Annotated in this window: 28 protein-coding genes; 24 read left to right on the top strand and 4 right to left on the bottom strand. The window is 31.1% G+C overall.

Annotated features, from left to right (window positions below; genetic code table 11):
• Positions 1–35: 35 nt before the first annotated feature.
• From KGNDJEFE_RS10500 to phnX, 10 genes are all read left to right on the top strand, one after another.
• The gene (locus tag KGNDJEFE_RS10500) at positions 36–998 is read left to right on the top strand and encodes a permease (RefSeq protein WP_244949429.1); all 963 of its coding nucleotides are present in this window, start codon (positions 36–38) and stop codon (positions 996–998) included.
• 54 nt (positions 999–1,052) lie between these two features.
• Entirely contained in the window at positions 1,053–1,385 is a 333-nt protein-coding gene (locus KGNDJEFE_RS10495; RefSeq protein ID WP_006440631.1) for a thioredoxin family protein, read from the top strand.
• Positions 1,386–1,400: 15 nt separating this feature from the next.
• The gene (locus KGNDJEFE_RS11980; protein ID WP_006440632.1) at positions 1,401–2,264 is read left to right on the top strand and encodes a DNA-deoxyinosine glycosylase; all 864 of its coding nucleotides are present in this window, start codon (positions 1,401–1,403) and stop codon (positions 2,262–2,264) included.
• 153 nt (positions 2,265–2,417) lie between these two features.
• Positions 2,418–3,074, top strand: a complete 657-nt coding sequence (locus KGNDJEFE_RS10485) for a B3/B4 domain-containing protein (RefSeq protein WP_006440634.1) — start codon at positions 2,418–2,420, stop codon at positions 3,072–3,074.
• Positions 3,075–3,158: 84 nt separating this feature from the next.
• On the top strand, positions 3,159–3,623 hold the full coding sequence (locus tag KGNDJEFE_RS10480; RefSeq protein WP_006440636.1) for a methylated-DNA--[protein]-cysteine S-methyltransferase: 465 nt from the start codon (positions 3,159–3,161) through the stop codon (positions 3,621–3,623).
• 131 nt (positions 3,624–3,754) lie between these two features.
• Positions 3,755–4,612 (top strand): MurR/RpiR family transcriptional regulator, encoded by an 858-nt coding sequence (locus tag KGNDJEFE_RS10475; protein ID WP_040410615.1) that lies wholly within the window; start codon positions 3,755–3,757, stop codon positions 4,610–4,612.
• 219 nt (positions 4,613–4,831) lie between these two features.
• Positions 4,832–5,608, top strand: coding sequence for an ABC transporter ATP-binding protein (locus tag KGNDJEFE_RS10470; RefSeq protein WP_006440638.1), 777 nt, complete (start codon positions 4,832–4,834; stop codon positions 5,606–5,608).
• 1 nt (position 5,609) lies between these two features.
• The gene (locus KGNDJEFE_RS10465; RefSeq protein WP_006440639.1) at positions 5,610–8,270 is read left to right on the top strand and encodes an extracellular solute-binding protein; all 2,661 of its coding nucleotides are present in this window, start codon (positions 5,610–5,612) and stop codon (positions 8,268–8,270) included.
• Positions 8,271–8,354: 84 nt separating this feature from the next.
• A complete protein-coding gene (gene phnW, locus KGNDJEFE_RS10460) occupies positions 8,355–9,455 on the top strand; it encodes a 2-aminoethylphosphonate--pyruvate transaminase (protein ID WP_006440640.1) in 1,101 nt (366 codons plus the stop codon).
• A complete protein-coding gene (gene phnX, locus KGNDJEFE_RS10455) occupies positions 9,445–10,221 on the top strand; it encodes a phosphonoacetaldehyde hydrolase (protein ID WP_006440641.1) in 777 nt (258 codons plus the stop codon). The genes phnW and phnX overlap by 11 nt, the downstream gene beginning before the upstream one ends.
• A gap of 64 nt (positions 10,222–10,285) precedes the next feature.
• Here the strand turns inward: phnX and KGNDJEFE_RS10450 are convergent, their stop codons facing one another.
• Together KGNDJEFE_RS10450 and KGNDJEFE_RS10445 are read right to left on the bottom strand one after the other, a co-directional pair.
• A complete protein-coding gene (locus KGNDJEFE_RS10450) occupies positions 10,286–10,963 on the bottom strand; it encodes a phosphoribosylaminoimidazolesuccinocarboxamide synthase (RefSeq protein WP_040410617.1) in 678 nt (225 codons plus the stop codon).
• A 147-nt stretch (positions 10,964–11,110) separates the two neighbouring features.
• On the bottom strand, positions 11,111–11,926 hold the full coding sequence (locus KGNDJEFE_RS10445) for a carbon-nitrogen hydrolase family protein (RefSeq protein ID WP_006440643.1): 816 nt from the start codon (positions 11,924–11,926) through the stop codon (positions 11,111–11,113).
• Between the two features lie 307 nt (positions 11,927–12,233).
• On the opposite strand from KGNDJEFE_RS10445, the gene KGNDJEFE_RS10440 reads away from it, so the two are divergent.
• The 5 genes from KGNDJEFE_RS10440 to KGNDJEFE_RS10420 all read left to right on the top strand — a co-directional run bounded on the left by KGNDJEFE_RS10440 (position 12,234) and on the right by KGNDJEFE_RS10420 (position 16,350).
• The gene (locus KGNDJEFE_RS10440) at positions 12,234–13,010 is read left to right on the top strand and encodes a threonine/serine exporter family protein (RefSeq protein ID WP_006440644.1); all 777 of its coding nucleotides are present in this window, start codon (positions 12,234–12,236) and stop codon (positions 13,008–13,010) included.
• The gene (locus KGNDJEFE_RS10435) at positions 13,011–13,487 is read left to right on the top strand and encodes a threonine/serine exporter family protein (protein WP_006440645.1); all 477 of its coding nucleotides are present in this window, start codon (positions 13,011–13,013) and stop codon (positions 13,485–13,487) included.
• Positions 13,488–13,605: 118 nt separating this feature from the next.
• Complete coding sequence (locus KGNDJEFE_RS10430) at positions 13,606–14,646, top strand: DUF4118 domain-containing protein (RefSeq protein WP_006440646.1); 1,041 nt, start codon at positions 13,606–13,608, stop codon at positions 14,644–14,646.
• 113 nt (positions 14,647–14,759) lie between these two features.
• The gene (locus tag KGNDJEFE_RS10425; protein WP_040410618.1) at positions 14,760–15,749 is read left to right on the top strand and encodes an ornithine cyclodeaminase family protein; all 990 of its coding nucleotides are present in this window, start codon (positions 14,760–14,762) and stop codon (positions 15,747–15,749) included.
• A 46-nt stretch (positions 15,750–15,795) separates the two neighbouring features.
• Positions 15,796–16,350: a DUF1643 domain-containing protein gene (locus KGNDJEFE_RS10420; protein WP_006440648.1), complete on the top strand. Its 555-nt coding sequence runs from the start codon at positions 15,796–15,798 to the stop codon at positions 16,348–16,350.
• Between the two features lie 58 nt (positions 16,351–16,408).
• Here the strand turns inward: KGNDJEFE_RS10420 and KGNDJEFE_RS10415 are convergent, their stop codons facing one another.
• Positions 16,409–17,053 carry a GNAT family N-acetyltransferase gene (locus KGNDJEFE_RS10415; RefSeq protein ID WP_006440649.1) on the bottom strand — a complete coding sequence of 215 codons (645 nt, stop codon included), beginning with the start codon at positions 17,051–17,053 and terminating at the stop codon, positions 16,409–16,411.
• A 108-nt stretch (positions 17,054–17,161) separates the two neighbouring features.
• On the opposite strand from KGNDJEFE_RS10415, the gene KGNDJEFE_RS10410 reads away from it, so the two are divergent.
• From KGNDJEFE_RS10410 to KGNDJEFE_RS10380, 7 genes are all read left to right on the top strand, one after another.
• Complete coding sequence (locus tag KGNDJEFE_RS10410) at positions 17,162–18,013, top strand: MerR family transcriptional regulator (RefSeq protein ID WP_006440650.1); 852 nt, start codon at positions 17,162–17,164, stop codon at positions 18,011–18,013.
• 83 nt (positions 18,014–18,096) lie between these two features.
• Positions 18,097–19,398 (top strand): RsmF rRNA methyltransferase first C-terminal domain-containing protein, encoded by a 1,302-nt coding sequence (locus tag KGNDJEFE_RS10405; protein WP_006440651.1) that lies wholly within the window; start codon positions 18,097–18,099, stop codon positions 19,396–19,398.
• A gap of 100 nt (positions 19,399–19,498) precedes the next feature.
• A complete protein-coding gene (gene lepB, locus KGNDJEFE_RS10400) occupies positions 19,499–20,155 on the top strand; it encodes a signal peptidase I (RefSeq protein WP_006440652.1) in 657 nt (218 codons plus the stop codon).
• A gap of 18 nt (positions 20,156–20,173) precedes the next feature.
• Positions 20,174–20,968: an IolE/MocC family protein gene (locus KGNDJEFE_RS10395; protein ID WP_006440653.1), complete on the top strand. Its 795-nt coding sequence runs from the start codon at positions 20,174–20,176 to the stop codon at positions 20,966–20,968.
• A gap of 40 nt (positions 20,969–21,008) precedes the next feature.
• Positions 21,009–22,670, top strand: a complete 1,662-nt coding sequence (locus KGNDJEFE_RS10390) for a nucleoside kinase (RefSeq protein WP_040410620.1) — start codon at positions 21,009–21,011, stop codon at positions 22,668–22,670.
• 95 nt (positions 22,671–22,765) lie between these two features.
• Positions 22,766–23,317, top strand: a complete 552-nt coding sequence (locus KGNDJEFE_RS10385; protein ID WP_006440655.1) for a winged helix-turn-helix domain-containing protein — start codon at positions 22,766–22,768, stop codon at positions 23,315–23,317.
• Between the two features lie 150 nt (positions 23,318–23,467).
• Positions 23,468–24,295 (top strand): deoxyribonuclease IV, encoded by an 828-nt coding sequence (locus tag KGNDJEFE_RS10380; protein ID WP_006440656.1) that lies wholly within the window; start codon positions 23,468–23,470, stop codon positions 24,293–24,295.
• A gap of 200 nt (positions 24,296–24,495) precedes the next feature.
• Here the strand turns inward: KGNDJEFE_RS10380 and KGNDJEFE_RS10375 are convergent, their stop codons facing one another.
• Entirely contained in the window at positions 24,496–24,900 is a 405-nt protein-coding gene (locus tag KGNDJEFE_RS10375) for a RusA family crossover junction endodeoxyribonuclease (protein ID WP_006440657.1), read from the bottom strand.
• Positions 24,901–25,010: 110 nt separating this feature from the next.
• Between KGNDJEFE_RS10375 and queG the strand changes: the two genes are divergently transcribed.
• Positions 25,011–25,973 carry a tRNA epoxyqueuosine(34) reductase QueG gene (gene queG / locus KGNDJEFE_RS10370; RefSeq protein ID WP_006440658.1) on the top strand — a complete coding sequence of 321 codons (963 nt, stop codon included), beginning with the start codon at positions 25,011–25,013 and terminating at the stop codon, positions 25,971–25,973.
• Complete coding sequence (nth, locus tag KGNDJEFE_RS10365; protein WP_006440659.1) at positions 25,973–26,614, top strand: endonuclease III; 642 nt, start codon at positions 25,973–25,975, stop codon at positions 26,612–26,614. Before queG ends, nth begins: the two co-directional genes overlap by 1 nt.
• The last annotated feature ends 31 nt before the right edge of the window (positions 26,615–26,645 follow it).

Below are 26,645 nucleotides of genomic sequence, written 5' to 3'. Positions count from 1 at the left end.
GGAAAATTATGTTTATACAAAATCAAATCTTGGGAATGAAATGGATAAGTACCCTAGTAGGAATGGGACTAGATAAATTGGGGCTTGATAGTAATTCTACAGTATATGGAATACTTCAATTCTTTATATACGATGTGATTAAAATATTTATATTGCTATCTGTGTTGATATTTGTAATATCATACATTCAAAGCTATTTTCCACCAGAAAAAACGAAAAAGATATTAGAAAAATTCAAAGGAATAAAAATTAATATACTTGCAGCACTTTTGGGAACAGTTACGCCATTTTGCTCGTGTTCATCAATTCCGTTATTTATAGGATTTACGAGTGCAGGACTTCCTTTGGGAGCGACATTTTCATTTTTAATATCCTCTCCACTTGTAGATTTAGGATCACTTGTGCTTTTAATGAGTATATTTGGAACTAAAATAGCTGTTGCGTATGTAATAGTAGGGTTAATTCTTGCTGTAGTAGGTGGATTGATTATAGAAAAATCTAATATGGAAGAGGAGATAGAAGAATTTATAAGAAAAGCTCCAAATATTGACTTAGATATAGAAGAGCCTACAACAAAGGAAAGAATATCTTTTGCAAAAGAGAAAGTATTAGAAACAGTTAAAAAAGTTGCTCTATATATATTTGTAGGTGTTGGAATTGGAGCGATTATACACAATGTAATTCCAGCAGAATTTGTGGAAAAAGTGCTTGGAGCTGAAAGATGGTACTCTGTACCTATAGCAACTGCAGTTGGAGCTCCAATGTATGCGGATATATTTGGAACAGTTCCAATAGCAGAGAGTCTATTTGCTAAGGGAGCAGGACTTGGAACAGTTCTTTCATTCATGATGGGTGTTACAGCGTTATCTCTACCATCTATGATAATGCTTAGAAAAGCAGTAAAACCTAAATTACTTGGACTATTCTTTACTATTGTAACTATTGGTATAATATTAATAGGATATTTATTCAACGTATTTGGATATATGTTGATATAGTGTTGAATATGTTGATAAAATTAGCTAAAAATAATAAAATTTTGAGGTGAAGATATGGGACTTTTCGGATTTGGAAAGAATAAGAAAAAAGATGAGATAGAAAAAGAAGTTATAAAAGGAGAAAATACTAACCTAAGCGATAAAAAAGTTAGCATAAAAGTGCTTGGTGAGGGATGTGAAAAGTGCGATAAAGTAAATGATAATGTAAAAGAAGCTGTTGAAATATTAAATCTTGATGCAGATATTGAAAAAATAGAAGATTTAATAGAAATTGTTACTTATGGAGTAATGTCTACACCAGGTATTGTAATAAATGAAAAAGTAGTATCTGTTGGAAAAATACTGAAAACCGATGAAATAGTTGAACTGCTTAAAAAGAATATATAGATAAGAGGTGAAAATATGCTAAAAATAGCTTTTATCTGTGTTCATAATTCTTGTAGAAGTCAGATTGCAGAGGCTCTTTGTAGAAAATACGCATCAGATGTATTTGAACCATACTCAGCTGGAACAGAGCTTAGAGAAATAAATAAAGATGCTATAAGATTAATGAAAGAAATATACGATATAGATATGGAAGAAAATCAACACTCTAAATTAATGAAAGATATACCAGAGGTAGATTTAATGGTTTCTATGGGATGTGGAGTATCTTGTCCAATAATAGGAAGAAAGTTTGATGAGGATTTAAAACTTGAGGATCCAACAGGAAAAGGTGACGATAAATTTAAAGAAATTATCTCAGAAATAGAAAAAGATATAATTGAATTAAGAGAGAAATATAAAAAATATCAAAAGGTAGAGCACACTTTTGAGCCTGTATACGATGAAAATTCAAAAGTATTAATACTTGGAAGTTTTCCATCGGTAAAATCAAGAGAGCAGAATTTCTACTATGGACATCCTAGAAATAGATTTTGGCAGGTGATTTCAAATATTACAGAAACAGAACTTCCAACTACTATAGAAGAAAAAAAGGAAATGCTATTAAAAAATAACATAGCAATTTGGGACGTTATAAAATCTTGTGTTATCAAAGGTTCTAGTGATAGCAGTATAAAAAATGTAGTTGTAAATGATATAGCTAAAGTTGTAAAGAACAGTAAAATAGATAGGATATTTGCAAATGGAGATAAATCTTTTAAATTATACAAGAAATATTGCTCAGATGTGGGAATAGAAATAGAAAAATTACCTTCTACAAGTCCGGCAAATGCAGCTTTTTCTATAGAGAAATTGGTAGAAGATTGGAAAGTAATTAAATAAAATTAAATTTAATAGAATATAAATAATATGCTGTTACAAGTATTTTGTAGCAGCTTTTTTATTGAAAGGACTATATGTGCCAAGAGTGAAAAAATTATAAAAAAGTTGTAAAATAATACTGTAAATAAAAAACTAAAAAGGGAAGTGTAAAAAATGTTAAGAATTGATGAAAAGCTAAAAAATCTAGTACCAGACTGCATGGTTGGAGTAGTTGAAGCGGAGGTAAAAGTAAAAGAAAGCTCAGAAGAGCTAGTAAATTTATTAAATGAAGAATGTGAGTTACTTAAAAATAACATAAAACTAGAAGAATTAGCCTCAGAAGAAACAATAGATGCAAATAGAAAAGCATACAAAGCTTGTGGTAAAAACCCTTCAAGATACAGAACATCTTCAGAAGCGCTTATAAGAAGAGTACTTCAGGGGAAGGGAATATATTTTGTAAACAATATTGTAGATATAAACAACCTAATATCTATGAAAACTAAGTTCTCAATAGGATCTTACAATACAGAAAACATAGGAGAAAATATAGTATTCACTGTAGGAATAGAGGGCGATGAGTACAAAGGTATTGGAAAAGATATGGTAAACGTAGCTAATATGCCAGTTCTAGCTGATGAAGAAGGAAAATTTGGTAGCCCTACAAGTGATTCAAGAAGAGCTGCTATAGATGAAAATGCGGAAAAAATAATGATGTGCTTATTCTCATTCTCAGGAAAAGATAAATTAGAAAGTGGAATGAATGAAATAAAAGGACTTCTTGAAAAATATGCCGATGGAAAAAATATAAAAACTAATATAGTAGAATAATAGTGATAATATAGTCTATGTAAAATTTAGATTGGATTGAAATACATAATAAACTATAAAAAATATAGAATAGGATTTAGAATTATGATTAATTACTTTTGCTATGATACAGAAATAGGAAGAATAAAAATATCTGAAAAAGACGAGAAGATAATCGGACTTGTATTTTCTGATTATAAAAAAGAAGATGAAATAGAAAAAGAAACAGATGCTATAAGAAAAACATATCTACAATTAAAAGAATATCTGTCTGGAAAAAGAAAAAACTTTGATATTGAAATAGAGATGATAGGTACTGAGTTTCAAAAGAAGGTATGGAAAGAACTTTTAAATATTCCATATGGTGAAACTAGAAGTTATAAAGATATAGCGATTGCAATAGGAAACGGAAAAGCTTGCAGAGCTGTTGGTAATGCAAACAACAAAAATCCAATTGCGATAATAGTTCCATGTCATAGGGTTGTTGGCAGTAATGGAAGTATGACTGGATATGCAGGAGGACTTGATATAAAAGAGAAGCTATTAAAAATAGAAAAATGTAGTGTGTAGTCCTCACTTAACTCAAATTTAACTTAAATATTATATTATAAGATAATAGCAAAAGGTTGAAAATAGTAGCCTTTCAAAATATAAATTTGAGTAAAAAATGTAGTCAAACTACATTGAATGGAGGAATGGATATGGAAAGAGAAGAACTCCTTTTTCGTATAGCGACAAAATATATGGCACTTAGCAAATCTGAGAAAAAGGTTGCTGATTTTATAAAGAATTTCAATGGAAAAGCAGAAAAACTTACAATGAAAAAAGTAGCTAAAGAAGCAGGTGTAAGTGAGCCATCTATAATGAGATTTTCAAAATCAATAGGTTTAGATGGATTTAATGAATTAAAATATTGCCTTATGAAAACTAAAAAAGACGATGAGGGTACTATGAAGCCACTGCATGGCTTTGATATAAATAGAGAAGATACAATTGATATGATTCCAGGAAAAATTGTAATGACTGTAGAAAATCAAATTAATAGTATGCTCGAGTCGATATCATTAAAAAGCTATTCGGATATGATAAATTGCATAATAAACGCTAAAAATGTCGATATATATAGTGTTGAGAACTCTGTATCATCTGCAAATGATTTAGCTACAAAGCTGCTTTATCTTGGAATAAATGTAAAAATGTACACAGACTCATACTTACAGAAGATAAGTGCATATAATCTTACTAGTGAAGATGTTGCTATAGGAATATCTTATTCTGGAAATTCTAAGGACACAGTTGAAATGATAAAAACAGCTAAAAAAAGAGGAGCTACAACTGTTGTAATAACAAATTATAAAGATAGCAAAATAGTTAAATACGCAGATATATTGATATGTACTAGTAGTGATCAGATGCTTTATGGAGATGCAATATTCTCTAGAGCTATACAACTTGTAATAAACGATATGATTTATATGGGAATAATACACAGCGATTACGATAAATACATAGAAATCCTAAATAAGAATGAAAAAGCAATAAGAAACAGAGGATATTAAATAGAAAAAATTAAAAGTAAATGATAAAAAATGTAGTGAAAATGTAGTTTTACTACATTTTTTTTATTGCTCAAAATGAGTATTTTACTACTTTTTTTTAACATAGATTTTATTGAATGGGCTGTTTTTCTAGTCTATACTGAGTTTGTGAGCGAGGCAAAGAAAGTTAATCGTTGAGATAGAAAATATAAGTTAAAAAAACTAAAAGGAGAGAATAATATGTTAAAACTACAAAATATAAAGAAAAGTTTCGATGGAAAAGAAGTATTAAAAGATATAAGCATAGAAGTTGGTGATGGTGAAATAGTTTCTATACTAGGTCCATCAGGATGCGGTAAAACAACATTATTAAATATAATTTTAGGACTTACAAATCCAGACTCAGGAGAAATAAACTTCAACGGAGAGGATATAACAAGAGTTCCTATGGAAAAAAGAGGATTCAATATAGTGTTCCAGGATTACGCATTATTCCCAAATTTAAATGCTTATCAGAACATAACATACGGACTAAAAAATAAGCCGGGAATATCTACTCAGGAAGAGATAGATGACTTTATAAATCTACTTGGATTAAAAGAACATTTAAATAAAAAAATAGAGCAGCTATCAGGTGGTCAGAAACAGAGGGTTGCACTTGCGAGAACTCTTGTAATGAAGCCAAAAATACTTTTACTAGATGAACCACTTAGCGCACTTGACGGTGTAATAAAAGAGTCTATAAAAGAACGTATAAAAACAATAGCTAAAGAATTTAACCTAACAATAATAATAGTAACACACGATCCAGAAGAGGCATTAACTCTATCAGACAAAGTTCTTATAATAAATCAGGGAAAAATATCTCAGTATGGAAACCCAGAAAATATAATAAACGAACCAGGCAACAATTTTGTAAAAGAATTCATACTTAATCAGCTTGAAATAAAGAGAAACAACATATTAAATCTATTTAATATGGCAAATCAAATATCTGCCGTAGAAGGAGCGATGTAGTATGAAGTTAAAAACACAGAAAGAGATAAAATCAATATTCGCAGTATTATGCGTAGTATTTGGATTTTTTCTAATAATTCCGCTTTTGTTTATCTTTAAATACGCTTTTGTCGGGGATTCTGGACTAACAATCCAGTTTTTCTCCGATGTATTTAAAGAGAAAGGATTTACAACGGCGATATTTAACAGTTTAAAAGTATCTGCAATAAGTGCGTGTATATCTACAGTTCTTGCATTTATATTATCTTATACAGTTCAGTATACAAATGTAAAAACTCCGATTAAAAAGCTGATAAAATCAGCTGCTGTATTTCCAATGTTGCTTCCAACAATAACTTATGGATTTGCAATAATATATTCATTTGGTAAACAGGGATTAGTAACGACTTTATTAGGTAAGCAGTTCTTTGAAATATACGGATTAAATGGACTAGTACTTGGATTTGTAATATACACGCTTCCAATATCATATATGCTAACGTCAAATACTATGAGGTATGTAGATAAGAAATTCTCAATAGTATCAAGAGTAATGGGTGACAAACCTTTAAAAACATTCTTAACTACAGTATTAAGACCATTAGCAGGAACACTTGCAGCAGCATTTGTTCAGACATTCTTCTTATCATTCACAGATTTTGGGATACCAGCATCGATAGGTGGAAAATACGACACAATAGCATCAGTACTTTATTCAGAAATGCTAGGATCTATACCTAACTTCAACAACGGAGCAGTTGTAGCATTAGTAATGTTAATTCCTACAGTAGTTGGTATAGCGGTACTAACATATCTTGAAAAATACAATATAAGATATCAGAAAATTTCTGAAATTGAAATAAGAAAAGGCACAGTTAGAGATACAGTGTGTGGAATTCTTTCGGTATTAGTATGTGCAGTGATAATAATACCATTTGTGGTTATATTCATAGCTCCATTTGTAAAAATGTGGCCTTATGATATGAATCCAACAATAGATAATTTTACAAAAATAATAAAAACAGCAAATCTAGGAGAAGTTTATCTTCATTCAATAGGAATAGCTGCTGCTGTTGCAGGAATAGGCATGATACTTACATACGCTGCAGCACTTGTAACAGCTAGAAGTCAGATAAATAAAAAAGCAAAATCAGTAATAGAAACAATATCTCTGATAACAAATACAGTTCCAGGGATGGTAATAGGTATCGCATATCTATTAATGTTTACAGGAACGAGTTTACAAAATACATTTACGATAATAATAGTTTGTACAATAGTACATTACTTCTCAACACCGTACTTAATGTTTAAAAATTCATTATCTAAAATGAATTCATCTTGGGAAACAACAGCAATGCTTATGGGAGATAGCTGGATTAAAACAATAATAAGAATAGTAACTCCAAACTCATTCTCTACAATATGTGAGGTAATATCTTATTACTTTGTAAATGCGATGGTTACAATAAGTGCAGTTGTATTCTTAGTTGGGGCAAAGACAGCTACAATAACTACTAAAATAAAAGAACTTCAATACTTTGCAAAATTCGATGAGATATTTATCTTATCGATAATGATACTAACGACAAACATAGTTGTTAAAGTGCTATTCCAGGCACTTGCAAATAGAAAATCAATAAAAGAAAAAAGAGAAAGCGAAGAAAATAACAAAGGAGAAAAAAGAAAAATGAGTTTAAAGAAAAAATTAGCACTTCCACTATTATGTTTAACACTTGCAGTTGCACCACTAGCAGGATGTAGTAAATCAGTAGATGATCAGGTTGTAATATATTCAAATGCAGACGAAGAAGCAGTTGAAGCTATGTCAAAAGCACTTGATGAAAACGGATACGATGGTAAATATACATTCCAGACATTTGGTACTTCAGAACTAGGAGGAAAACTTCTTGCTGAGGGAACAAATATAGAGGCTGATATGGTAACAATGAGTTCATTCTACTTAGATAGTGCTCAGGAAAAAAATAATATGTTCGAAAAAAGAAACTACGATGTAAAAACATTAGATGGAATAGAAGCAGCAGATTTCTACGCACCTATAACTTCTCAGGAAGGGGCGATAATAGTAAATACAGAAATGCTAAAAGAAAACGGATTAAAAGCTCCAACAAGTATAAAAGACTTAGCTAACCCAGAATACAAAGGATTTATATCTGTAACAGACGTTGCTAGTTCATCTACAGCATGGCTTTTAGTACAGGCTATAATAAGCGAATACGGTGAAGTTGAAGGAAAAGAAATACTATCAGCAATATATGAAAATGCTGGAGATCATATAGAAGAATCTGGTTCTGCACCACTTAAAAAAGTTAGAGCAGGAGAGGTAGCAATAGGATTTGGATTAAGACATCAGGCAGTTGCTGATAAAGAAGAAGGTCTACCAATAGATTTCATAGACCCAACAGAAGGAAACTTCTCATTAACAGAATCAGTTGCAGTTGTTAAAAAAGACAATGCTGAAAAAGCTGAATTATCTCAGGAAATGGCTAAATGTATAATCGAAAATGGAAGACAGTACTTAATAGAAACTTATCCAAATGCAATATACGAAGGCGAAAAAACAGATAACAAAAACCATTCTAAATATCCTAAGACATTCTCTGAACCATTAACAGCAGAATTACTAGAAAAACACATAAAATTCTCTGACTCATGTAAATAGTATTAGAGATTAAAAATTAATAAGCGATATAAAATTTTAAAATTATAAATAAATTTAAAGAAAGATTGGAAAGAGGGAAAGATTATGAATTACAAATTATTAACACCAGGACCACTTACAACAAGTGAAACAGTAAAGAAAGTTATGATGGTAGACCATTGTACATGGGATAATGATTATAAAGTTATAACACAGAAAATAAGAAAAGACTTACTTGAACTTGCAAATGCACCAGAAGAAGATTACACAGTTATATTAATGCAGGGAAGTGGAACTTTTGGAGTTGAATCAGTAATAACAAGCTCAGTTGGAACAGATGAAAAACTTTTAATATGTGAAAATGGAGCTTACGGAAAAAGAATGAAAGATATAGCGAATCACGCTGGAATAGATGCAGTTGTCTACAGCGAGCCATTCAATAAAATACCTTGTGCTAAAAAAGTAGACGAAATACTTAATGAAGATAAAGAAATAACTCATGTATCTATGGTACATTGCGAAACAACTTCAGGAATATTAAATGATATAGAATCTGTTGCAAAAGTTGTAAAAGAACATGGAAAAACACTTATAGTAGATGCAATGAGCAGCTTCGGTGGAGTTGTAATAGATATGGAAAAATTAGGAGCAGATTTTATGATAAGTAGCTCAAATAAATGTATACAGGGTGTTCCAGGATTCTCATTCATAATAGCTAAAAAAGAAGCACTTAAAAAATGTGAAGGTAAAGCAAGAAGTTTAGCACTAGATCTTTATGATCAGTTTAAGACTATGGATATAGATGGAAAATGGAGATTTACATCACCAACACATGTAGTATTAGCATTTGCTCAGGCAATAAAAGAATTACAGGAAGAAGGCGGAATTGCTAAAAGATATGAAAGATATCTAAACAACAATAGAACTTTAATAGCAAAAATGGAAGAATTAGGAATAAAAACTTACATAGATTTAGAACATCAGTCTCCAATAATAACTACATTCCTTTATCCAGAAATACACAACTATTCATTTAATGAAATGTACGAATATATAAAAGAAAGAGGATACGCAATATATCCAGGAAAAGTTACAGAAGCTGATACATTTAGAATAGGTAACATAGGTGAAATATACGAAGAAGATATGATTAAACTAGCTGAGATAATAAAAGGATTCATGGAGGAAAAAGCAAATGAAATGTAATAAAACAGAAGCAGTAATATTCGATTGGGCAGGAACTACAGTAGACTATGGATGCTTTGCACCAGTTCAGGCATTTGTTGAAGTATTCAAAGAATACGGAGTAGAACCTACTATGGAAGAAACTAGAAAACCAATGGGAATGCTTAAATTAGACCATATAAAAACAATGTTAAAAATGGAAAGAATAAACTCTGAATTTGAAAAAGTTCATGGAAGAAAACCTACAGATAAAGATGCAGAAGAAATGCACGAAATATTTGAAAAAAAATTATTATCAATACTTCACAACTTTGCAGAACCAAAACCATACGTTGTTGAAACTATAGCAGAACTTAGAAAAATGGGTGTAAAAATAGGATCTACAACAGGTTATACTGATAAAATGATGGAAATAGTTACAAGAGAAGCAAAAGCAGCAGGATATGAACCTGATTGCTGGTTCAGCCCAGACTCTACAAATGGAGTAGGTAGACCAAAACCATACATGGTATTTAGAAACCTTGAAACATTAGGCGTAACATCTACGGAAAATGCCATAAAAGTAGGTGATACAGTATCTGACATAAAAGAAGGAAAAAATGCTGGACTACTTACAATAGGAATAATTGAAGGTAGCTCAGAAATGGGACTTACAGAAGAAGAATATAACGCACTAAACGAAGAAGAAAAACAAACAAACTGCGAAAGAGTAAGAAAAATATACTTAGATGCAGGTGCTGACTTTGTAATACAGGATATAAGAGAAATCCTATCTTTTATAAAATAAATAATTAGACTCTCAACAAAAAAAGACTGTTGCAAAAATTGCAACAGTCTTATACTTCTATTAATTAAGCTAATATCATTTTAGTTAAGTCCATTGGATCAACTATTTCTCCGTCTTTGTAAACTCTCATGTTTCCTGAAGCTATTTCGTCTATTAATATAACTTCGTCATTGTAGAATCCGAATTCGAATTTTATGTCGTATAATTCTAATCCTTTTTCTTCTAAGTCTTTAGCAACAACTGCAGTTATTTTTCTAGTTCTTTCTTTCATCTGATCGAACTGTTCCTGAGTCATTATTCCTAAAGCTTCTAATCCTTCAGAAGTAACTAATGGGTCACATCTTTCATCGTCTTTTAAAGTAACTTCAACGTAAGCATCTAATTTAGCTCCGTTTTCTATGTATTCTCCGTATCTTCTTATGAAGCTTCCTACTGCTCTGTAACGGCATATAACTTCTACACCTTTACCGAAAACTTTAGCTGGTAATACTTCCATAGTTGATTTTTCTATGTCAGCGCTAACGTAGTGAGTTTTTATTCCTGCTTCTTTTAATAATTCAAAGTAGTGAACAGAAGTTTTTAAGTTTTCTCTACCTATACCTTCTATTGTTAAACCTATTGAGTTTTCACCTGGATCGAATACTCCATCTTTACCAGTACAATCATCTTTGAATAATAATTCAAAATTACCGTTGTCTAATTCAAAAACGTCTTTAGTTTTACCTGTGTATACTTTTTTCATGCCTTTTCCTCCAATGAATATATAAAAATTAATTATAGTCTTTTTTATTAAATCCGAAAAGCGTTCGGATTTTGAGGGTGTTTTTCCCTTTTTCAAAATCTATTATAACACAAAATAGTCAAAAAGTTGAACTTTTTTTGAAAAAAATTAAAAAAAGTTCACTGAATATAAATCTGTTCTTCTATGTTTTAATAGTGGAAGTTCACTTCTTACTTTTTTAGTGTACTCTTTATCTATATCCGCATATAATATGCATTCGTTTTCATCTGCAGCAGCTATTATATTACCCCAAGGGTCTGAAACCCTAGAGTTTCCAAAAGCTACATAAGATGCAGATTCATCTCTAGCAGGTGCAGCGCCTACAAAATAAACCTGATTATCAAGTGCTCTCATTCTTATAGAAAGTTCCCAATGTGCAGGTCCAGTAGTCATATTAAATGCTGCAGGAAGGATAATAAGTTCGGAACCTTCCAAAGCCATTAAGCGAGAAAGTTCGGGAAATCTTATATCATAGCAAATAGCTACACCTATTTTTCCGAACTCTGTATCGACAATAGTTACTTTATGTCCGGAAGAAAGTGTATCAGATTCTTTAAAAGATACCCCTCCTTCTACATCAATATCAAAAAGATGCATCTTTTGATGTTTTCCAATAAGCTCTCCATTACGATCAAATACGAATGAAGTATTGTAGATATTTCCATCTTCTAGCTCTGGAATACTTCCACCTACTAAATAAACTGAGTTTTTCTTTGCTGCATTGCTTAATGATTCAGTAGTTTTTCCTGGATATTCCTCAGCAAAAATAGGGAAGTAACTATTTTCGTAAGGGCAGTTAAACATCTCTGGTAAGACTATAATTTCAGCACCATTATTAGCGGCTTCATCTATCATTTCTAATGCGTGTGATATGTTTTTATCTTTATCATCACAAACCTTCATTTGACAAACTGCTATTTTCATTTTTACCTCCTTTAAAAGAGTAAAATATTTTTGAATTTTTGAAATTTATATATTATCTGTATTATATCATAGAAAAAGTCTTGTAACTGTTGAATTTACACAAAAATAAAATTTTTGAGTGAATAATTTTCTGAAACTATAACCAAAAACTATAGCTAAATATGTAATCTATAGAAATGTATAATTTATGCCGAATTGTAGTGATAAATGTTGTATAATTGTCTAGAGTTGTTAAAGGAAATTATTCAATAAAGATAAATTTATTGTTTAAAGTTGTGTAAAAAAAGTAAATAAAGGAGGGAAAAAAATGGAGAGAGATTTTGAGGATATAGACAGAATCCTCAACTTTGCTGCTGAGGCTGGGAGAAATATGCTGAAATGTGGCGGTGAAATATATAGAGTAGAGGATACAATACAAAGGCTTTGTATGGCATTTGATATAGATAATGCTGAAGTATTTGCAACGCCTACCACATTACTATTATCGGTGTATAAGAATAAAAAAGTGTATTCAGTGGTAAAGAGAATAAATGAGAGATCTACAGACTTGAATATGATGAAAAAGATAAATGCTTTGTCTAGAAATATAGCTTATGAAAAGCTAAGCATAGATGAATGCGAAGAAAGATTAGAAGATATTTGTAAGAAAGAGAGTTACTCATATACCGTTACTATACTTGGAGCAGGACTTGTGACATCTTGTTTCTCTATCTTATTTGGTGGAGGAGAAATAGATTTTATAATGTCTTTTCTTGTTGGAATGGTTACAAAGATGTTACAGGAGTATTTATCTGAAAAGAGCCTTAACGAATTTTTTGTTAATATAATATGTGCTGCATTTATAGCTATGTCATCTGTTGTGTGCGTAGAAGGTGGAGTATTGAAAACTATGGACTACATAATAGCAGGGGTTATAATGCTTCTAGTTCCTGGATTTGCACTAACAAATGCTATAAGGGATATACTAGATGGTCAGCTTGTTGCTGGTACAGCTAAATTATCAGAAGTAATATTTAGTGGAACTGCAACTGCTGTTGGAATGGCATTAGTTTTAAACTGGTACTTGAGAGGAGGATTCTTTTAGATGATAAGAATATTAATTGAAACTGTAGCAGCATATGGTGTAGCTGTAGGGTTTGGAATACTATTCAATATAAAAGGTAAAAGCCTTAGAGTAGCTGGTGTAGGAGGGTCTATTGGTTGGTTTGTATATAAAATAACTTCTATATATATGGGATTTGCACCTGGAGCTGCATTTTTTGCTGCTGGTGTATCATTTAGTGTATATTGTGAAATATGTGCGAGAGTATATATGATTCCAGCTACTATACTTAGTGCATGTGCATTAATCGTACTTGTGCCAGGGTTTGGTGTGTATCGTTCAATATATGAATTTATTCTTGAACACTATGTTACAGCAGGAAATGTTATGACGGAAACACTAGCATCTGCTGGGGCATTAGCACTTTCATTGGTACTTGTAACATCAATATTTAAGAATTTCCACTTGGCAAAATTCTTGAAAAAATTCAATATAACATTAAAGAAGAAAAATATATAACGAAATATAAAATTTATACGTCAAATATACTAAATTAACCTAAAAATAACTAGATTAATGTATGCAGAGGGTATATAATATAATTCTGATATTAGAAAACGAGAAGGGAGGATAAACAGTGATAGAAAGAAATTTTTACAAAGATAGAAAAGCTAAATTATACCATCATAATGAAGAAGAAATACATCTGAAATCATACCTATTTGGCAATGGGATAAGATTAGTATCAGTATTGGCTGGTATAACGTGTCTAGCATTACTCTTTGAAAATAGTAGAATGGACAATACAAGTATAGTTGTACTTTATGTACTTGCTGCTGTATTAACTGCTAGATTTACAGAAGGATATATTTTTGGAACAATAGCTTCGGTATCATCAATGTTTATATATAACTTTTTCTTTATAAACCCTCGTTATACATTTGCTGTAGAACAAAAGATGTATACACTTTCTTTTGCCGTTATGGTTGGAGTATCTCTATTGGCAGCAGGTATAACATCTAAGCTTAAAAAGAAGGTCGAGGCTGAAAAAATACAAGCTAAGAAAATGGAGATGCTGTATCGTACAGATGGATCGTTCTTAAAAGCTAGAGATAGAGAACAGGTTGTTGAAAACTGTGGAGAAAACCTTGTAAACATACTTGGAAAGACAATATTAATAACAATAGCAGATGAGAGAAGAAACCTTATGGAGCCTCATGTGTATATATGCAATAATAATGGAAGTGAAAATTTATTTAAATTAGTAAAAGAAAGAGAAATTATAAAAGAATGTTTTAGAACTGGTAAGACTAAAGGAGTAGGTGTAAAGGTAGATCCTTCTACATACAAAAAAACAGGTATAAAGGAAGAGGGAAGTAATGCATATTATGTTCCTATTAAAGGAAACTACTTAACTCTTGGTGTTATCGGTGTTGCTTGCTATAAGAGAGAAATTCTTTCTGATGAGGAAAAGAAAATTATTAAGATTGTAGCAGAGCAGACTGCAATCGCTCTTGAGAGAGAAAATATTTATGCGAGAAGACATCGTGCTATTATCGAAGGAGAAGGAGAAAAACTTGTTCAGAAGATTAATAGAATTACAGGAAGTGATTATGCTACTCTTGATGATTTCTTGTATGATAATAGTACTGTAAATAAAGTAAATGATGAGAATTAGATATAAAGCAGAGAGAAAATTTTTCTCTCTGTTTTTTTATTCACGAAACAAGTATAATAGACTTAACAAAGAAAATAAAATTTCTAAAAATTAAAAGTTGGGGGATGTTAAAAATGCTACTACTTAATAAATCAGACATAAAAAAAGTATTTACAATGAAAGATGCAATAGAAGCTGATAAAAAAGCGTATCAGGCATTCAGTGAAAAAGATGCTGTAGTTCCAATAAGAACAAATTTAGGAACAGTAAGAGAAGGAGAAAGCATGTTATTCATGCCAGGATATGTAAAATCATTAGATTGCGCAGGAATAAAAATAGTATCTGTATTCCCTGGAAATGCTGAAAAAGGAAAACCAGTTGTTCCAGCGACAGTTATATTAATGGACGCAACTACAGGTGAAGTTATATCTGTGATGGATGGAACATATATCACTCGGGTTAGAACAGGTGCGGCATCAGGTGCAGCAGTTGATCTTCTTGCTAAAAAAGATGCAAAAGTTGGTGCATTAATAGGTACAGGTGGACAGGCTCCAGCTCAGTTAGAGGCTATGCTTGCAGCTAGAGAACTTGAAGAAGTTAGAGTGTTTAGCAGAAATAAAGAAAAAAGAGAAAAATTTGCTGAAGATATATCAAAAGAATTAGCTTCTTATGGAGCAAAAATAGTTGCTACAGATTCTTCAGATGATGCGATAAAAGATGCAGATGTTATAGTATTAGCAACTACATCAGAAGTTCCAGTTATAGATGGTAATCTTGTAAAAGAAGGAGCATTAATAAGTGGTGTTGGTTCGTATATGCCTAACATGCACGAAATAGATGAGGTTAGTATAAAAAGAGCATCTAAAATATTCTGCGATTCAGTAGAAGCTGTACTAGAAGAAGCAGGATGTATAATAACTCCTCTTAAAAAAGGAATAATATCAAAAGAAAATGACTTAAATAAAGAATTAGGCGATGTTGTAAGTGGAAAAATACCTGGAAGAGAATCAGATGATGAAATAATAATATTCAAGAGCGTGGGAATCGGAGTACAGGATGTTGTAACAGCTCAGATGATTTACGACAGAGCTATAGAAAAAAATATAGGAACAAATTGGGAATAATATTATTACTTTCAATAAAACACTTGTTTTTAGGAGGAAGTTTAGCATGAGTTTTGATAATGAAAAATGGTATTATATGGAAGATGAGAAGGATGGTAGCACATATAGATATGTGTTAGGAGAAAAAGGTGAAAATCCATTAGTAGTATTTGGAATTAATCCAAGTACTGCAACACCAGAAAAATTAGACCAAACAATGATAGTAGTAAAAAGGTTGGTGGATTCAGAAAATAATGATTATGATGGATATATTATGCTAAATCTTTATCCACAACGAACAACTGATCCATCAGGATTACATGTTGAAAAGAGTGATTATGCATATGAAAAGAACCTAGAGGTTATATCTGGATATATTAAAGAACTAACTAGAGATAAAAAATGTGTTGATATTTGGGCTGCTTGGGGCGGAAATATTGATAGACGTGATTATTTAATAAAAAGTTTAGTGGATATAGAAAATATGATACGTCCATATTCTGTTAGATGGCTTGAAAAAGGTAAATATAAAAATCCACATCATCCACTATATTTGAAGAAAACATTAGAATTTGAAGAGTTTGATGTTGAAGGATATATTAATAAAAAATTAAGAAGATAGACGTAAAAAGGAACACCCAAGTTTTACTTGAGGGTTCCTTTTTTAAATCCTATCTATCTTATAAATTGAAGTCGTAAATGAAGAACTTCATATCTGCAATCTGTCCATCAACTTCTACTTTTTCTCTTTTTTCCCCTCTTCTAATCATACCATTGTGTTCATAGAACCCGAAGTTACAAGTTGTATCAGTGAATAAGTAGAAATCATTCATACCATCAGATTTCATATATTCTTTAGCTTTAGAGAATAGTTTCTGTCCAAGTCCCATACCTCTACAATCAGAATCTACTGCGAAGAATACTAATTCACCTGAATAATCTCTATTAGCTTCATTTAAAAGGATAGCATCTGTATCGCTTACACCTTTAAATATTTTTGATGTCTGTCTACCTTCTTTATGTATAAGAAGAGAAAGTATAGCCATAAACTGTTTTAATTTGTATTTTATATTAGATCTTTCTTTACTCTTATTTCTAGCCATTATTACGCCAACTGGAACGTTGTCAATAAGTGCAACTTTAGTGAAAGTCTGCTGAGCTAAGCAGCTATAAAGGAATATAACAGATAATTTTCTAGCTATCTTTGGTGATGCAAACTGATCGTAGTTCCAAGTTTTTCTTATTATGTCGAATAATTTTTCGCTGTGACTTTTATTGTAGTCTTCAAATACTATTTCTTTTTCTAATTTTTTTTCATTTCCCATATTTTGTACCTCTTTTCTTAAATTTATTTATATTTTTCATTTCAATTCCGCTTGATTACGATATAATTAATATAAAGTATACAGTAACTGTAAAGTCAAGGAGGGAATATGAAAAATTTTAGAGAAAATGAAATAATAAAATTAACGGTGTCTCAATTTGCAAAATTACACAATGTAAATAAGAGAACTCTGCACTATTATGACGAGATTGGAATTTTTTCTCCAGATTATAAAGGAGAGAATGGTTATAGATATTACGATTATATGCAGGGCGTAGATTTTGAGTATATAAAGATGTTAAAAGAGCTAAATATGGGACTTGATGAGATAAAAAGATATATAGATAATCCAAATGAGGAAGATTTCAAAGAAATAGCTGAAGTGAAGATAAAAGAGATAGATCAGGAAATAAGAACATTAAATAGAAGAAGGGAAGTACTTGAGGATAAGTTAAATAAATTAAATAAATGTGATGATTTAAGGAAAAAGAATTCTGTAAAAGTTATTGAATGTGAAGAGCAAAAATTTTTCTACACACCATTTAAGTTTGAAGATGACGATTTAAAGCAGTTAATATCACATATAAAAGATGTTTGGACTGTTGACGAGTATTGCAAAGGAATAGGAAGTTTTATATCTGTAGATAAGATACAAAGGGGAGAGTTTGAAGAGTACGATGGGCTTTTTATTGAGATGCTAGATGATATGGAGTCTAAAAATACTAAAAATACAATAATCAAGCCAAAAGGAAAATATATTTGTGCGTATCATATGGGTGATTGGGATACACTGCCAGATTTTTATGATGAAATTGTAGAATACGCAGAAGAAAATAATCTAACACTTGTTGGATATTCTTTTGAAATAGGAATGAACGACTTTGCTATTTCAGATATGGAGGATTATATTACTCAAATTATGATAAGAGTTGAAGAAAATAACATCAATAGTGTAAAATAAATTATTGGAATTAAAGAGATAATAAATTCTAAATAAAGGTTAGAATGATAAATTTTATAATATAAAAATAGAGAGGAAAAAAGATGAATTTACCAGAAAGATTTTTAAATGATGTTAAGGAGCTTTTAGGGGATGAGTTTGACGATTTTATAAAAAGCTACGAGCAGAAAAAAACTACTGCTATAAGAGTAAATACAATGAAAATGGAAAAGGATAGATTAAAAGGTCTTTTAGATTGTAATACAGAGGATATTCCTTGGGCAGAGGAAGGTCTTTATTATGACGAAGATGAGTGCAAGCCAGGAAGAAATCCACTTCACGACTCAGGTGCATACTACTTACAGGAGCCTTCTGCAATGAGTGTTGTACCAAAGGCTGATATACAAGAAGGAGATATAGTTCTTGATATGTGTGCAGCACCTGGAGGAAAATCTACATATATATTATCAAAGTTAAATAATACAGGACTTCTAGTATCTAATGAGATAAATGCGACTAGAATAAAGGCACTTGGAGAAAATCTTGAAAGATTTGGAGCAGCCAATGCGATAATAACTAACACAGATTCTAAGGGGTTATTAAAAGTATTTGAAGGTTATTTTGATAAGGTTATAATAGATGCGCCTTGTTCTGGAGAAGGTATGTTTAGAAAAGATCAGGTTGCAATCGACGATTGGAGCTATGCAAAGGTAATAGAATGTAGAGATATTCAGCATGAAATAATTAGAGATGGATATAAAATGCTTAAAAATGGAGGAACTTTAGTCTATTCAACTTGTACTTTTGCAAAGGAAGAGGACGAAGATATAATCGACGGATTTGCAGAAGAATTTGAAAATGCAGAGGTTGTATTAAAGGAAAGATTATGGCCACATAAGGTAAAAGGAGAAGGTCACTTTGTAGCTAAGATAATAAAACATGATGAAGAGGATTGTAGTGTAAAGCCAGCTAAATTCAAAAAATTAGACAAAGAGCTAAAAGACTTTAGAGATTTTGAAAAAAAATTCTTAAATATAAAACTAGATGGAGACTTCTTTATAAGAGGAGAAAATTTATATCTAATGCCTAAAAATTCTCCTGATACTAAAAAGATAAAATTATTAAGACAGGGATTACATCTTGGTGAGTTAAAGAAAAATAGATTTGAGCCTTCTCATGCATTAGCTCACTACCTTAAAAAAGAAGATGTTAAAAACTTTGCTGATTTTAAATTCGACTCAGATGAGATAAAAGCTTATATGAGTGGTGATGTAATTAATACAGGAGAGTCTAGAGGATGGATAATTGTAGGTGTTGAAGGTGTTTCTCTGGGTTGGGGAAAAGAGTCTGGAGGAGTTATAAAGAACAGATATCCTAAGGGACTTAGAAGAAAAATTCAACTTTAGAAAAATAAAAGACGAAATTATAAAAAAGTGATATAGTATAAGTATGTTTTGAAGACAACTGATTATTTCAAGATGTGTTTATATTTATTTATGATTGGAGATGAAGCTTTTGAGTAAAAAAGATAAAAACGAAAATAAAAATGCAGAAAAAGAAAATAAAGGTGCTTTTTCTTTTGTAAAAGAGTGGGTAGGTATACTAGTTACAGCTCTTATAATAGCTGGTGTAGTTGTTCAGTTTGTTAGACCTACAAGAGTTGATGGAGAGTCAATGCTTTCTACACTTCAGGACAGAGATTATCTAATAGTTAATACTATAAAATATAGATTAGGAGATCCAAAGAGAGGGGATATTATAATATTTGATACAGATATGCCACTTGATGGATACTCAGATTTATCAGTTGAAACAAGAAATCCTCTTAGAAGAGCTATGGACTTTATTCTTCACGATGACAGTAGAGGTAAGGACCTTGTTAAAAGGGTAATCGGTGTTGGTGGAGACCATATACAGATATCTAATGGTGAGGTAAGAGTAAATGGTGAAGTAATAGATGAGCCTTATTTAGATGAAGGAATGTACACAGAAGGAGATGTTGATGTTGTAGTTCCTGAGGGTAAGGTATTTGCAATGGGAGATAATAGAGTAAATAGTTTAGACAGTAGATTCCCAGAAGTTGGTTTAATAGATGAAAAAGATATAATGGGCCATGTTATGCTTAGACTATTCCCAATGTCTAGCTTTGGCTTTGTAGATTAATATTAAGGAATTAGAAAAATGATAATAGGTGTAGCTTGTTTATACTACGAGATTGAAAAAACTCTAGAGATTATAGATCGAAATAGAGATTTTATCAATCATTTAGAAATAGGAATAGACACAGTTGCTCAAATTGACAAGATAGCTCCTTTTATCGACAAGATAGAGGAGCTTGGCTTGTCTATTGGAGTACATTTGGCTATGGAGATAAATACATGCGAGGAAATAGAATGTATTAGAAGCTCTTGGGCAAAGTTCTGTTCTGATATGTGTAGAGGTGTTGAATTTTTAAAACCAGAGTATTTAAATTTACATATGGGATATGCTATGAAGAATAGATTTTTAAAGGATAAGAAAAGATATTTAAATAATTCTGTGGATTTCTTTTTTAAATTGCAGGAAAATTTAGAACAGTTATCAAGAGTTCCTGTGATAACTGTGGAAAACTCATACAGTTTAAAAGGTGGAGATTTGATGAATACGGGGATATCCACAGGAGAATTTGAGTATATTTTTGAAAATACAAGAAAAATAAGAGAAAAATTTGATATGCCTTATTTTTGCTTTGATACAGGTCACTGTATTTTAAGTGAAGATGACTATTCTACTCTTAAAGAATATACAAAGGTTGTTCATATCAGTGATTGCAGCGGTGAAGTAGACGATCATGTTGAAATTTTCTCTGGTAGACTTACAGGGGAAGAGCTACAAGCAGCAATAGATATGAGTCCAGATTACGCAGTAATAGAGGTTAAGTCAGAGTATTTGGAGAATAGTATAACTAGGGTTAAAGAATTTTTAAAAATAATATAACAATAAATAAGTGTTAAATAAACAATTTGGGAGGTTTGAGATGGGAGTAATAGAAGTTAAAGTTGACGGAAAAATTGAAAAATTTGAAAGAAAAAATAGAGATTATTTACTTCTTTCTGAAATAGCAGATGAGTTTAATGAAGCACATGATGGAGTTGTAACTGCAGCGATAAAAGGGAAATCTATTTGTGATTTATACGAAAAGGTATATAACGGTGAAGAGGTAGAGCTTTTAGATTTTTATAATGAAGATGGCGCTAGAGTGTACTTTAGAGGTCTTTCTTTTGTATTTATAACAGCTTGCAGAAAACTTTATGAAAAAGTTGAAGTTACAGTAGAACATTCTTTATCAAATGGTGTCTACTATAGTATGGATATAGGTAGAGAACTGACAGATAAAGATATAGAAGATATAAAAAATAAAATGAGAAATATAGTAGCTGAAGATTGTCCAATTAAAAAGGTTGTAATGGATAAATTGGATGCTGGACAGATTTTTAGAATACTTAGCAGAGAAGATAAAGCAGAACTTATAGAAAATAAGGATGAAGAGAATGCAAAAATATATGTGTGTGAGGGCTATATAGATCATTTTTATGGAATGATGCCACCTTCTACAAAATATATGGATGTATTTGATGTAGTTAAATACAAAAAAGGTGTCGTTCTTATGGGGCCATCAGAAGATGATGCACTAGTTCCAGAGAAGTTTATAGATCAGCCTAAGCTATCAAATATTTACGATGAGTCTGAAGATTGGGCGGCAAAATTAGGTGTAATGAATGTAATAGATTTAAATAGAATAATTGAATCTGGAGAATCAGGAGATGTTATAAGAACTGTTGAAGCACTTCATGAAAAGAAGATTTCTCAGATTGCCGATATGATAAAGGAAAGAAATAGTAGAGTTATTTTAATAGCAGCTCCTTCATCATCAGGAAAGACAAGCTTTGCACATAGGCTTTCTATTCAGATGAGAGTTAGTGGTGTAAAATCTAGAGCAATTTCATTAGATGACTACTTTATAGAAAGAGAGCATACTCCTCGTAAGGCAGATGGTTCTTATGATTATGAATCTATAAATGCTATAGATGTTGAAAAATTTAATGAAGATATGAATACACTTCTAAGTGGTGGAGAAATTGAGATAATCAGATATGACTTTAAAACTGGTAAAAGAGTGTTTACTGGAGAGATGATGTCTATTGGAGAAAATGAATCTATAATAATCGAGGGAATACATGGACTAAATCCTAAATTAACTGCTCATATAGATGATAGTAAAAAGTTCAGAATATATATAAGTGCATTAACTCAGATAAATCTTGATTCTCATAATAGAATACCTACAACAGATTTAAGGCTTATAAGAAGAATTGTAAGGGATTCTAATTTTAGAGGATATAGTGCAGAAGAAACTATAAAGAGTTGGAAGAATGTAAGAGAAGGTGAAAAAGAAAATATATTCCCTTATCAGGAGGAAGCTGATGCTATGTTTAACTCAGCATGTGTATACGAAATCTCAGTATTGAAGAAATATGTTGAGCCACTTTTAAAGGAAGTAGATCCAGAAAGTGTTGAATATATAGAAGCAGCTAGAATTTTAAGCTTTATACAATACTTTGCTATGATAGAGGATGTTTCTGATATACCATCAACATCTATTGTTAGAGAATTTATTGGAGGAAGCAAAATAGTTTAATGACATAAAAATTTTTTTTGACAATATAAGGATTGGTAATATATAATTGAGAGTAGTATGATTTATATTAAAAAATTTTTTTAGGAGAGAGAATTATGAAAGAGGTAATGGTTTTAAGAGATTTAGAATGCATAAAAGCTGTAGCGCATCCAAAAAGAATAGAAATATTAAACCAGTTCGAAAATTCTCCACTATCTGCTAAACAATTGTCAGAAATTTTAGAAGAACCTCATGCAAAAATAAACTACCATATAAAGATGCTTTATAAGGTGGGGATATTAGATTTAGTAGAGGAAAAAATAAAATCAGGAATAGTTGAAAAATACTATTATCCAACAGCTAAAAGTATAGAGATAGGGAAGAATGTTTTTAATTTTTCATTAGCAGGAAAAATTGAAGGGGAAACTGATGAGTTCTATGTAAATAAGTTTGAAGATGTTAGCGAAGCGTTTTTCAATGCTGCTGAAGCTGGAAAATTAAGTGGATCTAATATAGAAGATTTCCACAATGTAGAATTATCAAAAGAGGAAGCTGAAGAAATAAAAGAAACTCTTCGTGCCAAACTAGAGGAAATATCAGCTAGAGCAAACAGAGATGCTGATAGAGAACGTTATGAAGTGGCTTTTGTTTCTATACCAGAGAAATAAATATTATAATATGAGATATAACAAGGGATATCTAGTTAATTAGGAGTTAATTAGAATCCCTTATTTTTTTGTTTTGCTTATTATATTAATTTTAGGGTATAAGAATGTATATGAAATTACGAAATTTATAATTTATTAGGAGGATTATTTATGTTTACTATAGGTGCACATGTTTCAATAGCAAAAGGATTTAAAAAGGCAGCTCAGATTTCAGTAGATATCGGAGCTAATACGTTCCAGTTTTTCAGTAGAAATCCAAGAGGTGGTAATGCAAAAGAATTTAATGAAAAGGATATGGCGGCATTTCAGAAGATTAGAGAGGAAAATAATTTTGGAAAATTATTAGCACATGCTCCATATACTATGAATTTAGCAGCTGCAAATGAAGATACTTATGAATTTGCAAAGATGGTTATTAGAGAAGATGTTAAGAGAATGGATTCAATAGGTGTTGAATACATTTGTTTCCATCCAGGAAGTCATGTAGGTGGTGGAGTTGAAGAAGGTACTAGAAAGATAATAGAAGGTCTTAATCAGGCTATAACTGGAGATGAGAATATAACTGTACTTCTTGAAACTATGTCTGGAAAAGGTACTGAGATAGGAAGAAGTTTTGAAGAAATAAGAGCTATAATCGATGGTGTTGAGCATAATGAGAGAATGGGAGTATGTATGGATACTTGTCATATATTCTCTGCAGGATACGATATAGTCAATGATTTGGATGGGGTTTTAGACGAGTTTGATAGAGTTATTGGTCTTGATAGATTAAAGACTATACACCTAAATGATAGTATGATGCCTTTTGGAAAGAATAAGGATAGACATGCTGGAATAGGCGAAGGAGAGATTGGGATGAAGGCTCTTTTAGAGGTTGTTAATCATCCTAAATTAAGAGATATTCCGTTCTTCTTAGAAACACCTTATGATGATGAGGGACATGGAAGAGAAATTGCAATGCTAAAAGAAAATAGATAATATAAAAAGGCTGTTTCAATGATTTATCGCAGCCAATGACTTAACACAAGTATTCGCTCTCCAGGCTTCAGCGCCCCACTTGTTTATGTAACACATTTCAGTGTTGTGGGGCGCTTGCAGAATTGTCGATGCGATATACTTGTGTTTAAGTCTTAAAAACAGCTGCGAGCAAATCTATTGTTAACAGCCTTTTTTGTTATCTATTTTTTTACTATGTTGTATTCTATAGCGTATTCTGATGCGGGGTATAGTTCTATTTCTACTCTAGGGTTTTCTTTGTCTATGAAGTCAAATAGCATTACAGGTTTTAGTTGTTTGTCATTTTTTATTATTCCGCTTTTTTCTAGTCCGTCACAGATGCTTTTTGGATAGTTGTGAAGATCTCCCATTTTTTTGTTTGGGAAGTATAGTTTCATGACTGTTATTAGGTTTTCTTCTATTTGTTCACCTTGATATTGTTGGTTTACGTATCCTGCAATCATGTTTTCGTAAGCTAGATATTTTGAATATTTACCTTTTGCTGGCATCCAAGCCTGTCCGTTTACGTTGTGTAGTTTGAAGTTGGATTTACTTATTGGTCTACCAGGTATTACCAGTTTTATCATAATTTACCACCTTTTTTTAATTTGTGTTATCATATTAATAATAACATTATACTTTTTTAGTGATGTTAAATCAAATTGAATGTTTCTGAAGTAAAAAGGAGGAGGCATTTTTGTTAATTAAAGATGGTTTTGAAGGTATAGAGAAAAAATCGAGAAACGATATTGTGAAATCAATTTTTTTAGAGTATGGAGTTGAGTGTTGTGGAATTGCTCCAGTAAAATTTGGAAATGAGATTAGAGAGATTTTGCAAAAGAGAGCAGATGAGAATCATCTTAGCGGTATGGAAGAGAGTGATATAGATAAAAGGCTTGATGCTACTTTGATAATGGAGGATGCTAAGTCGATAATAGTTGCAGCTTTTCCATATTATTGTGGAGAGAATAATGATTCTAATATTTCCTGTTATTGTAGAGGATACGATTATCATTTAGTAATTAGGGGTATAATGAACAATATCTGTGAAAAAATACAGGAAAAATTTTCTAATGGAGAAAATTGTACAAATGAAAATTCTATAAAAATGGAGATATTTGTAGATAATGGGCCGTTAGTTGACAGGTATTTGGCTTATATTTCAGGGATAGGATTTTGGGGGATGAATGGCAGTATAATAACTGATAAATATGGATCATATGTTTTTATTGGTTATATTGTTACTAATCTAGACATAGAAAAAGATGTTCCTTTGGAAAAGACCTGTTTAAAATGTGGAAAATGTATAAAAAGCTGTCCAGGAAATGCACTTCTTGAAGGATATGATATGGATGCTAAGAAATGTCTTTCTTATATAACACAAAAGAAAGGCGAACTTAGTGACGATGAAAAGAATATAATCAAGGAAAATAAAATTATTTTTGGATGTGATATGTGTCAAAAGGTATGTCCTCATAATAAGAATATTGAAATGACAAATATTGAAGAATTTAAAAATGATTTAATTGAAAAGCTTGATTTAGAGGAGATAAATCGGATATCAAATAAAGAATTTAAAAGAAGATATTATAATAGAGCATTTTCTTGGAGAGGAAAGGGAATTATAAAGAGAAATCTTGAGATATTGGAGGAAGATTAATGGGAAAAAGTAGTGAAGAGATAAAAGAAATTTTAGATTTATTAGAGATTCAGTATCCTGATGCTGAGTGCGAGTTGCATTATACGACTCCTTTTGAATTGTTAGTTGCGACAATTCTTTCTGCTCAGTGTACGGACGTTAGAGTGAATAAGGTAACAGATGAAATGTTTAAGGTTTGCAATACACCAAAACAGTTTGCAGATCTTTCTGAGGAAGAAATAGGAGAAATGATAAAAACTTGTGGTCTTTATAAAAGTAAAGCTAAAAAGATAAAGATGACATCAGAAATTTTATACAATGATTATAATTCAGAGGTTCCAGACTCTTTAGAAGAGCTTATAAAACTTCCAGGAGTTGGAAGAAAAACTGCAGGAGTTGTTTTAAGTAATGCATTTGGACATCCTGCAATTCCAGTAGATACTCATGTTTTTAGAATAGTAAATAGAATAGGAATTGTTGAAACATCTACACCAGAAAAGACAGAATTTGAGCTTATGAAAGTTCTTCCTAAGGAAAGATGGTCAAAAGCACATCATTTATTTATCTTTTTAGGAAGAAGAATGTGTAAAGCTAGAAAGCCAGAATGTACCGACTGCCCGATAAAAAAGCATTGTAATTATTTTTTAGAGATAGTAAAATAAAAGACTGAGAATACTTTAAAATGAGGAATAC

Origin of the sequence: Peptacetobacter hiranonis, from assembly GCF_008151785.1 — a bacterium.
Taxonomy (GTDB): domain Bacteria; phylum Bacillota; class Clostridia; order Peptostreptococcales; family Peptostreptococcaceae; genus Peptacetobacter; species Peptacetobacter hiranonis.
Note: the sequence above shows the minus strand (reverse complement) of the source record. Positions and strands in the feature narration are given on the sequence as shown.

What these genes read in the sequence shown, in the direction of transcription:
- KGNDJEFE_RS10500 (WP_244949429.1), top strand. Translation starts at nt 36, where the DNA reads ATGAAATGGATAAGTACCCTAGTAGGAATGGGACTAGATAAATTGGGG.
- KGNDJEFE_RS10495 (WP_006440631.1), top strand. Translation starts at nt 1,053, where the DNA reads ATGGGACTTTTCGGATTTGGAAAGAATAAGAAAAAAGATGAGATAGAA.
- KGNDJEFE_RS11980 (WP_006440632.1), top strand. Translation starts at nt 1,401, where the DNA reads ATGCTAAAAATAGCTTTTATCTGTGTTCATAATTCTTGTAGAAGTCAG.
- KGNDJEFE_RS10485 (WP_006440634.1), top strand. Translation starts at nt 2,418, where the DNA reads ATGTTAAGAATTGATGAAAAGCTAAAAAATCTAGTACCAGACTGCATG.
- KGNDJEFE_RS10480 (WP_006440636.1), top strand. Translation starts at nt 3,159, where the DNA reads ATGATTAATTACTTTTGCTATGATACAGAAATAGGAAGAATAAAAATA.
- KGNDJEFE_RS10475 (WP_040410615.1), top strand. Translation starts at nt 3,755, where the DNA reads ATGGAAAGAGAAGAACTCCTTTTTCGTATAGCGACAAAATATATGGCA.
- KGNDJEFE_RS10470 (WP_006440638.1), top strand. Translation starts at nt 4,832, where the DNA reads ATGTTAAAACTACAAAATATAAAGAAAAGTTTCGATGGAAAAGAAGTA.
- KGNDJEFE_RS10465 (WP_006440639.1), top strand. Translation starts at nt 5,610, where the DNA reads ATGAAGTTAAAAACACAGAAAGAGATAAAATCAATATTCGCAGTATTA.
- phnW (WP_006440640.1), top strand. Translation starts at nt 8,355, where the DNA reads ATGAATTACAAATTATTAACACCAGGACCACTTACAACAAGTGAAACA.
- phnX (WP_006440641.1), top strand. Translation starts at nt 9,445, where the DNA reads ATGAAATGTAATAAAACAGAAGCAGTAATATTCGATTGGGCAGGAACT.
- KGNDJEFE_RS10450 (WP_040410617.1), bottom strand. Translation starts at nt 10,963, where the DNA reads ATGAAAAAAGTATACACAGGTAAAACTAAAGACGTTTTTGAATTAGAC.
- KGNDJEFE_RS10445 (WP_006440643.1), bottom strand. Translation starts at nt 11,926, where the DNA reads ATGAAAATAGCAGTTTGTCAAATGAAGGTTTGTGATGATAAAGATAAA.
- KGNDJEFE_RS10440 (WP_006440644.1), top strand. Translation starts at nt 12,234, where the DNA reads ATGGAGAGAGATTTTGAGGATATAGACAGAATCCTCAACTTTGCTGCT.
- KGNDJEFE_RS10435 (WP_006440645.1), top strand. Translation starts at nt 13,011, where the DNA reads ATGATAAGAATATTAATTGAAACTGTAGCAGCATATGGTGTAGCTGTA.
- KGNDJEFE_RS10425 (WP_040410618.1), top strand. Translation starts at nt 14,760, where the DNA reads ATGCTACTACTTAATAAATCAGACATAAAAAAAGTATTTACAATGAAA.
- KGNDJEFE_RS10420 (WP_006440648.1), top strand. Translation starts at nt 15,796, where the DNA reads ATGAGTTTTGATAATGAAAAATGGTATTATATGGAAGATGAGAAGGAT.
- KGNDJEFE_RS10415 (WP_006440649.1), bottom strand. Translation starts at nt 17,053, where the DNA reads ATGGGAAATGAAAAAAAATTAGAAAAAGAAATAGTATTTGAAGACTAC.
- KGNDJEFE_RS10410 (WP_006440650.1), top strand. Translation starts at nt 17,162, where the DNA reads ATGAAAAATTTTAGAGAAAATGAAATAATAAAATTAACGGTGTCTCAA.
- KGNDJEFE_RS10405 (WP_006440651.1), top strand. Translation starts at nt 18,097, where the DNA reads ATGAATTTACCAGAAAGATTTTTAAATGATGTTAAGGAGCTTTTAGGG.
- lepB (WP_006440652.1), top strand. Translation starts at nt 19,499, where the DNA reads ATGAAGCTTTTGAGTAAAAAAGATAAAAACGAAAATAAAAATGCAGAA.
- KGNDJEFE_RS10395 (WP_006440653.1), top strand. Translation starts at nt 20,174, where the DNA reads ATGATAATAGGTGTAGCTTGTTTATACTACGAGATTGAAAAAACTCTA.
- KGNDJEFE_RS10390 (WP_040410620.1), top strand. Translation starts at nt 21,009, where the DNA reads ATGGGAGTAATAGAAGTTAAAGTTGACGGAAAAATTGAAAAATTTGAA.
- KGNDJEFE_RS10385 (WP_006440655.1), top strand. Translation starts at nt 22,766, where the DNA reads ATGAAAGAGGTAATGGTTTTAAGAGATTTAGAATGCATAAAAGCTGTA.
- KGNDJEFE_RS10380 (WP_006440656.1), top strand. Translation starts at nt 23,468, where the DNA reads ATGTTTACTATAGGTGCACATGTTTCAATAGCAAAAGGATTTAAAAAG.
- KGNDJEFE_RS10375 (WP_006440657.1), bottom strand. Translation starts at nt 24,900, where the DNA reads ATGATAAAACTGGTAATACCTGGTAGACCAATAAGTAAATCCAACTTC.
- nth (WP_006440659.1), top strand. Translation starts at nt 25,973, where the DNA reads ATGGGAAAAAGTAGTGAAGAGATAAAAGAAATTTTAGATTTATTAGAG.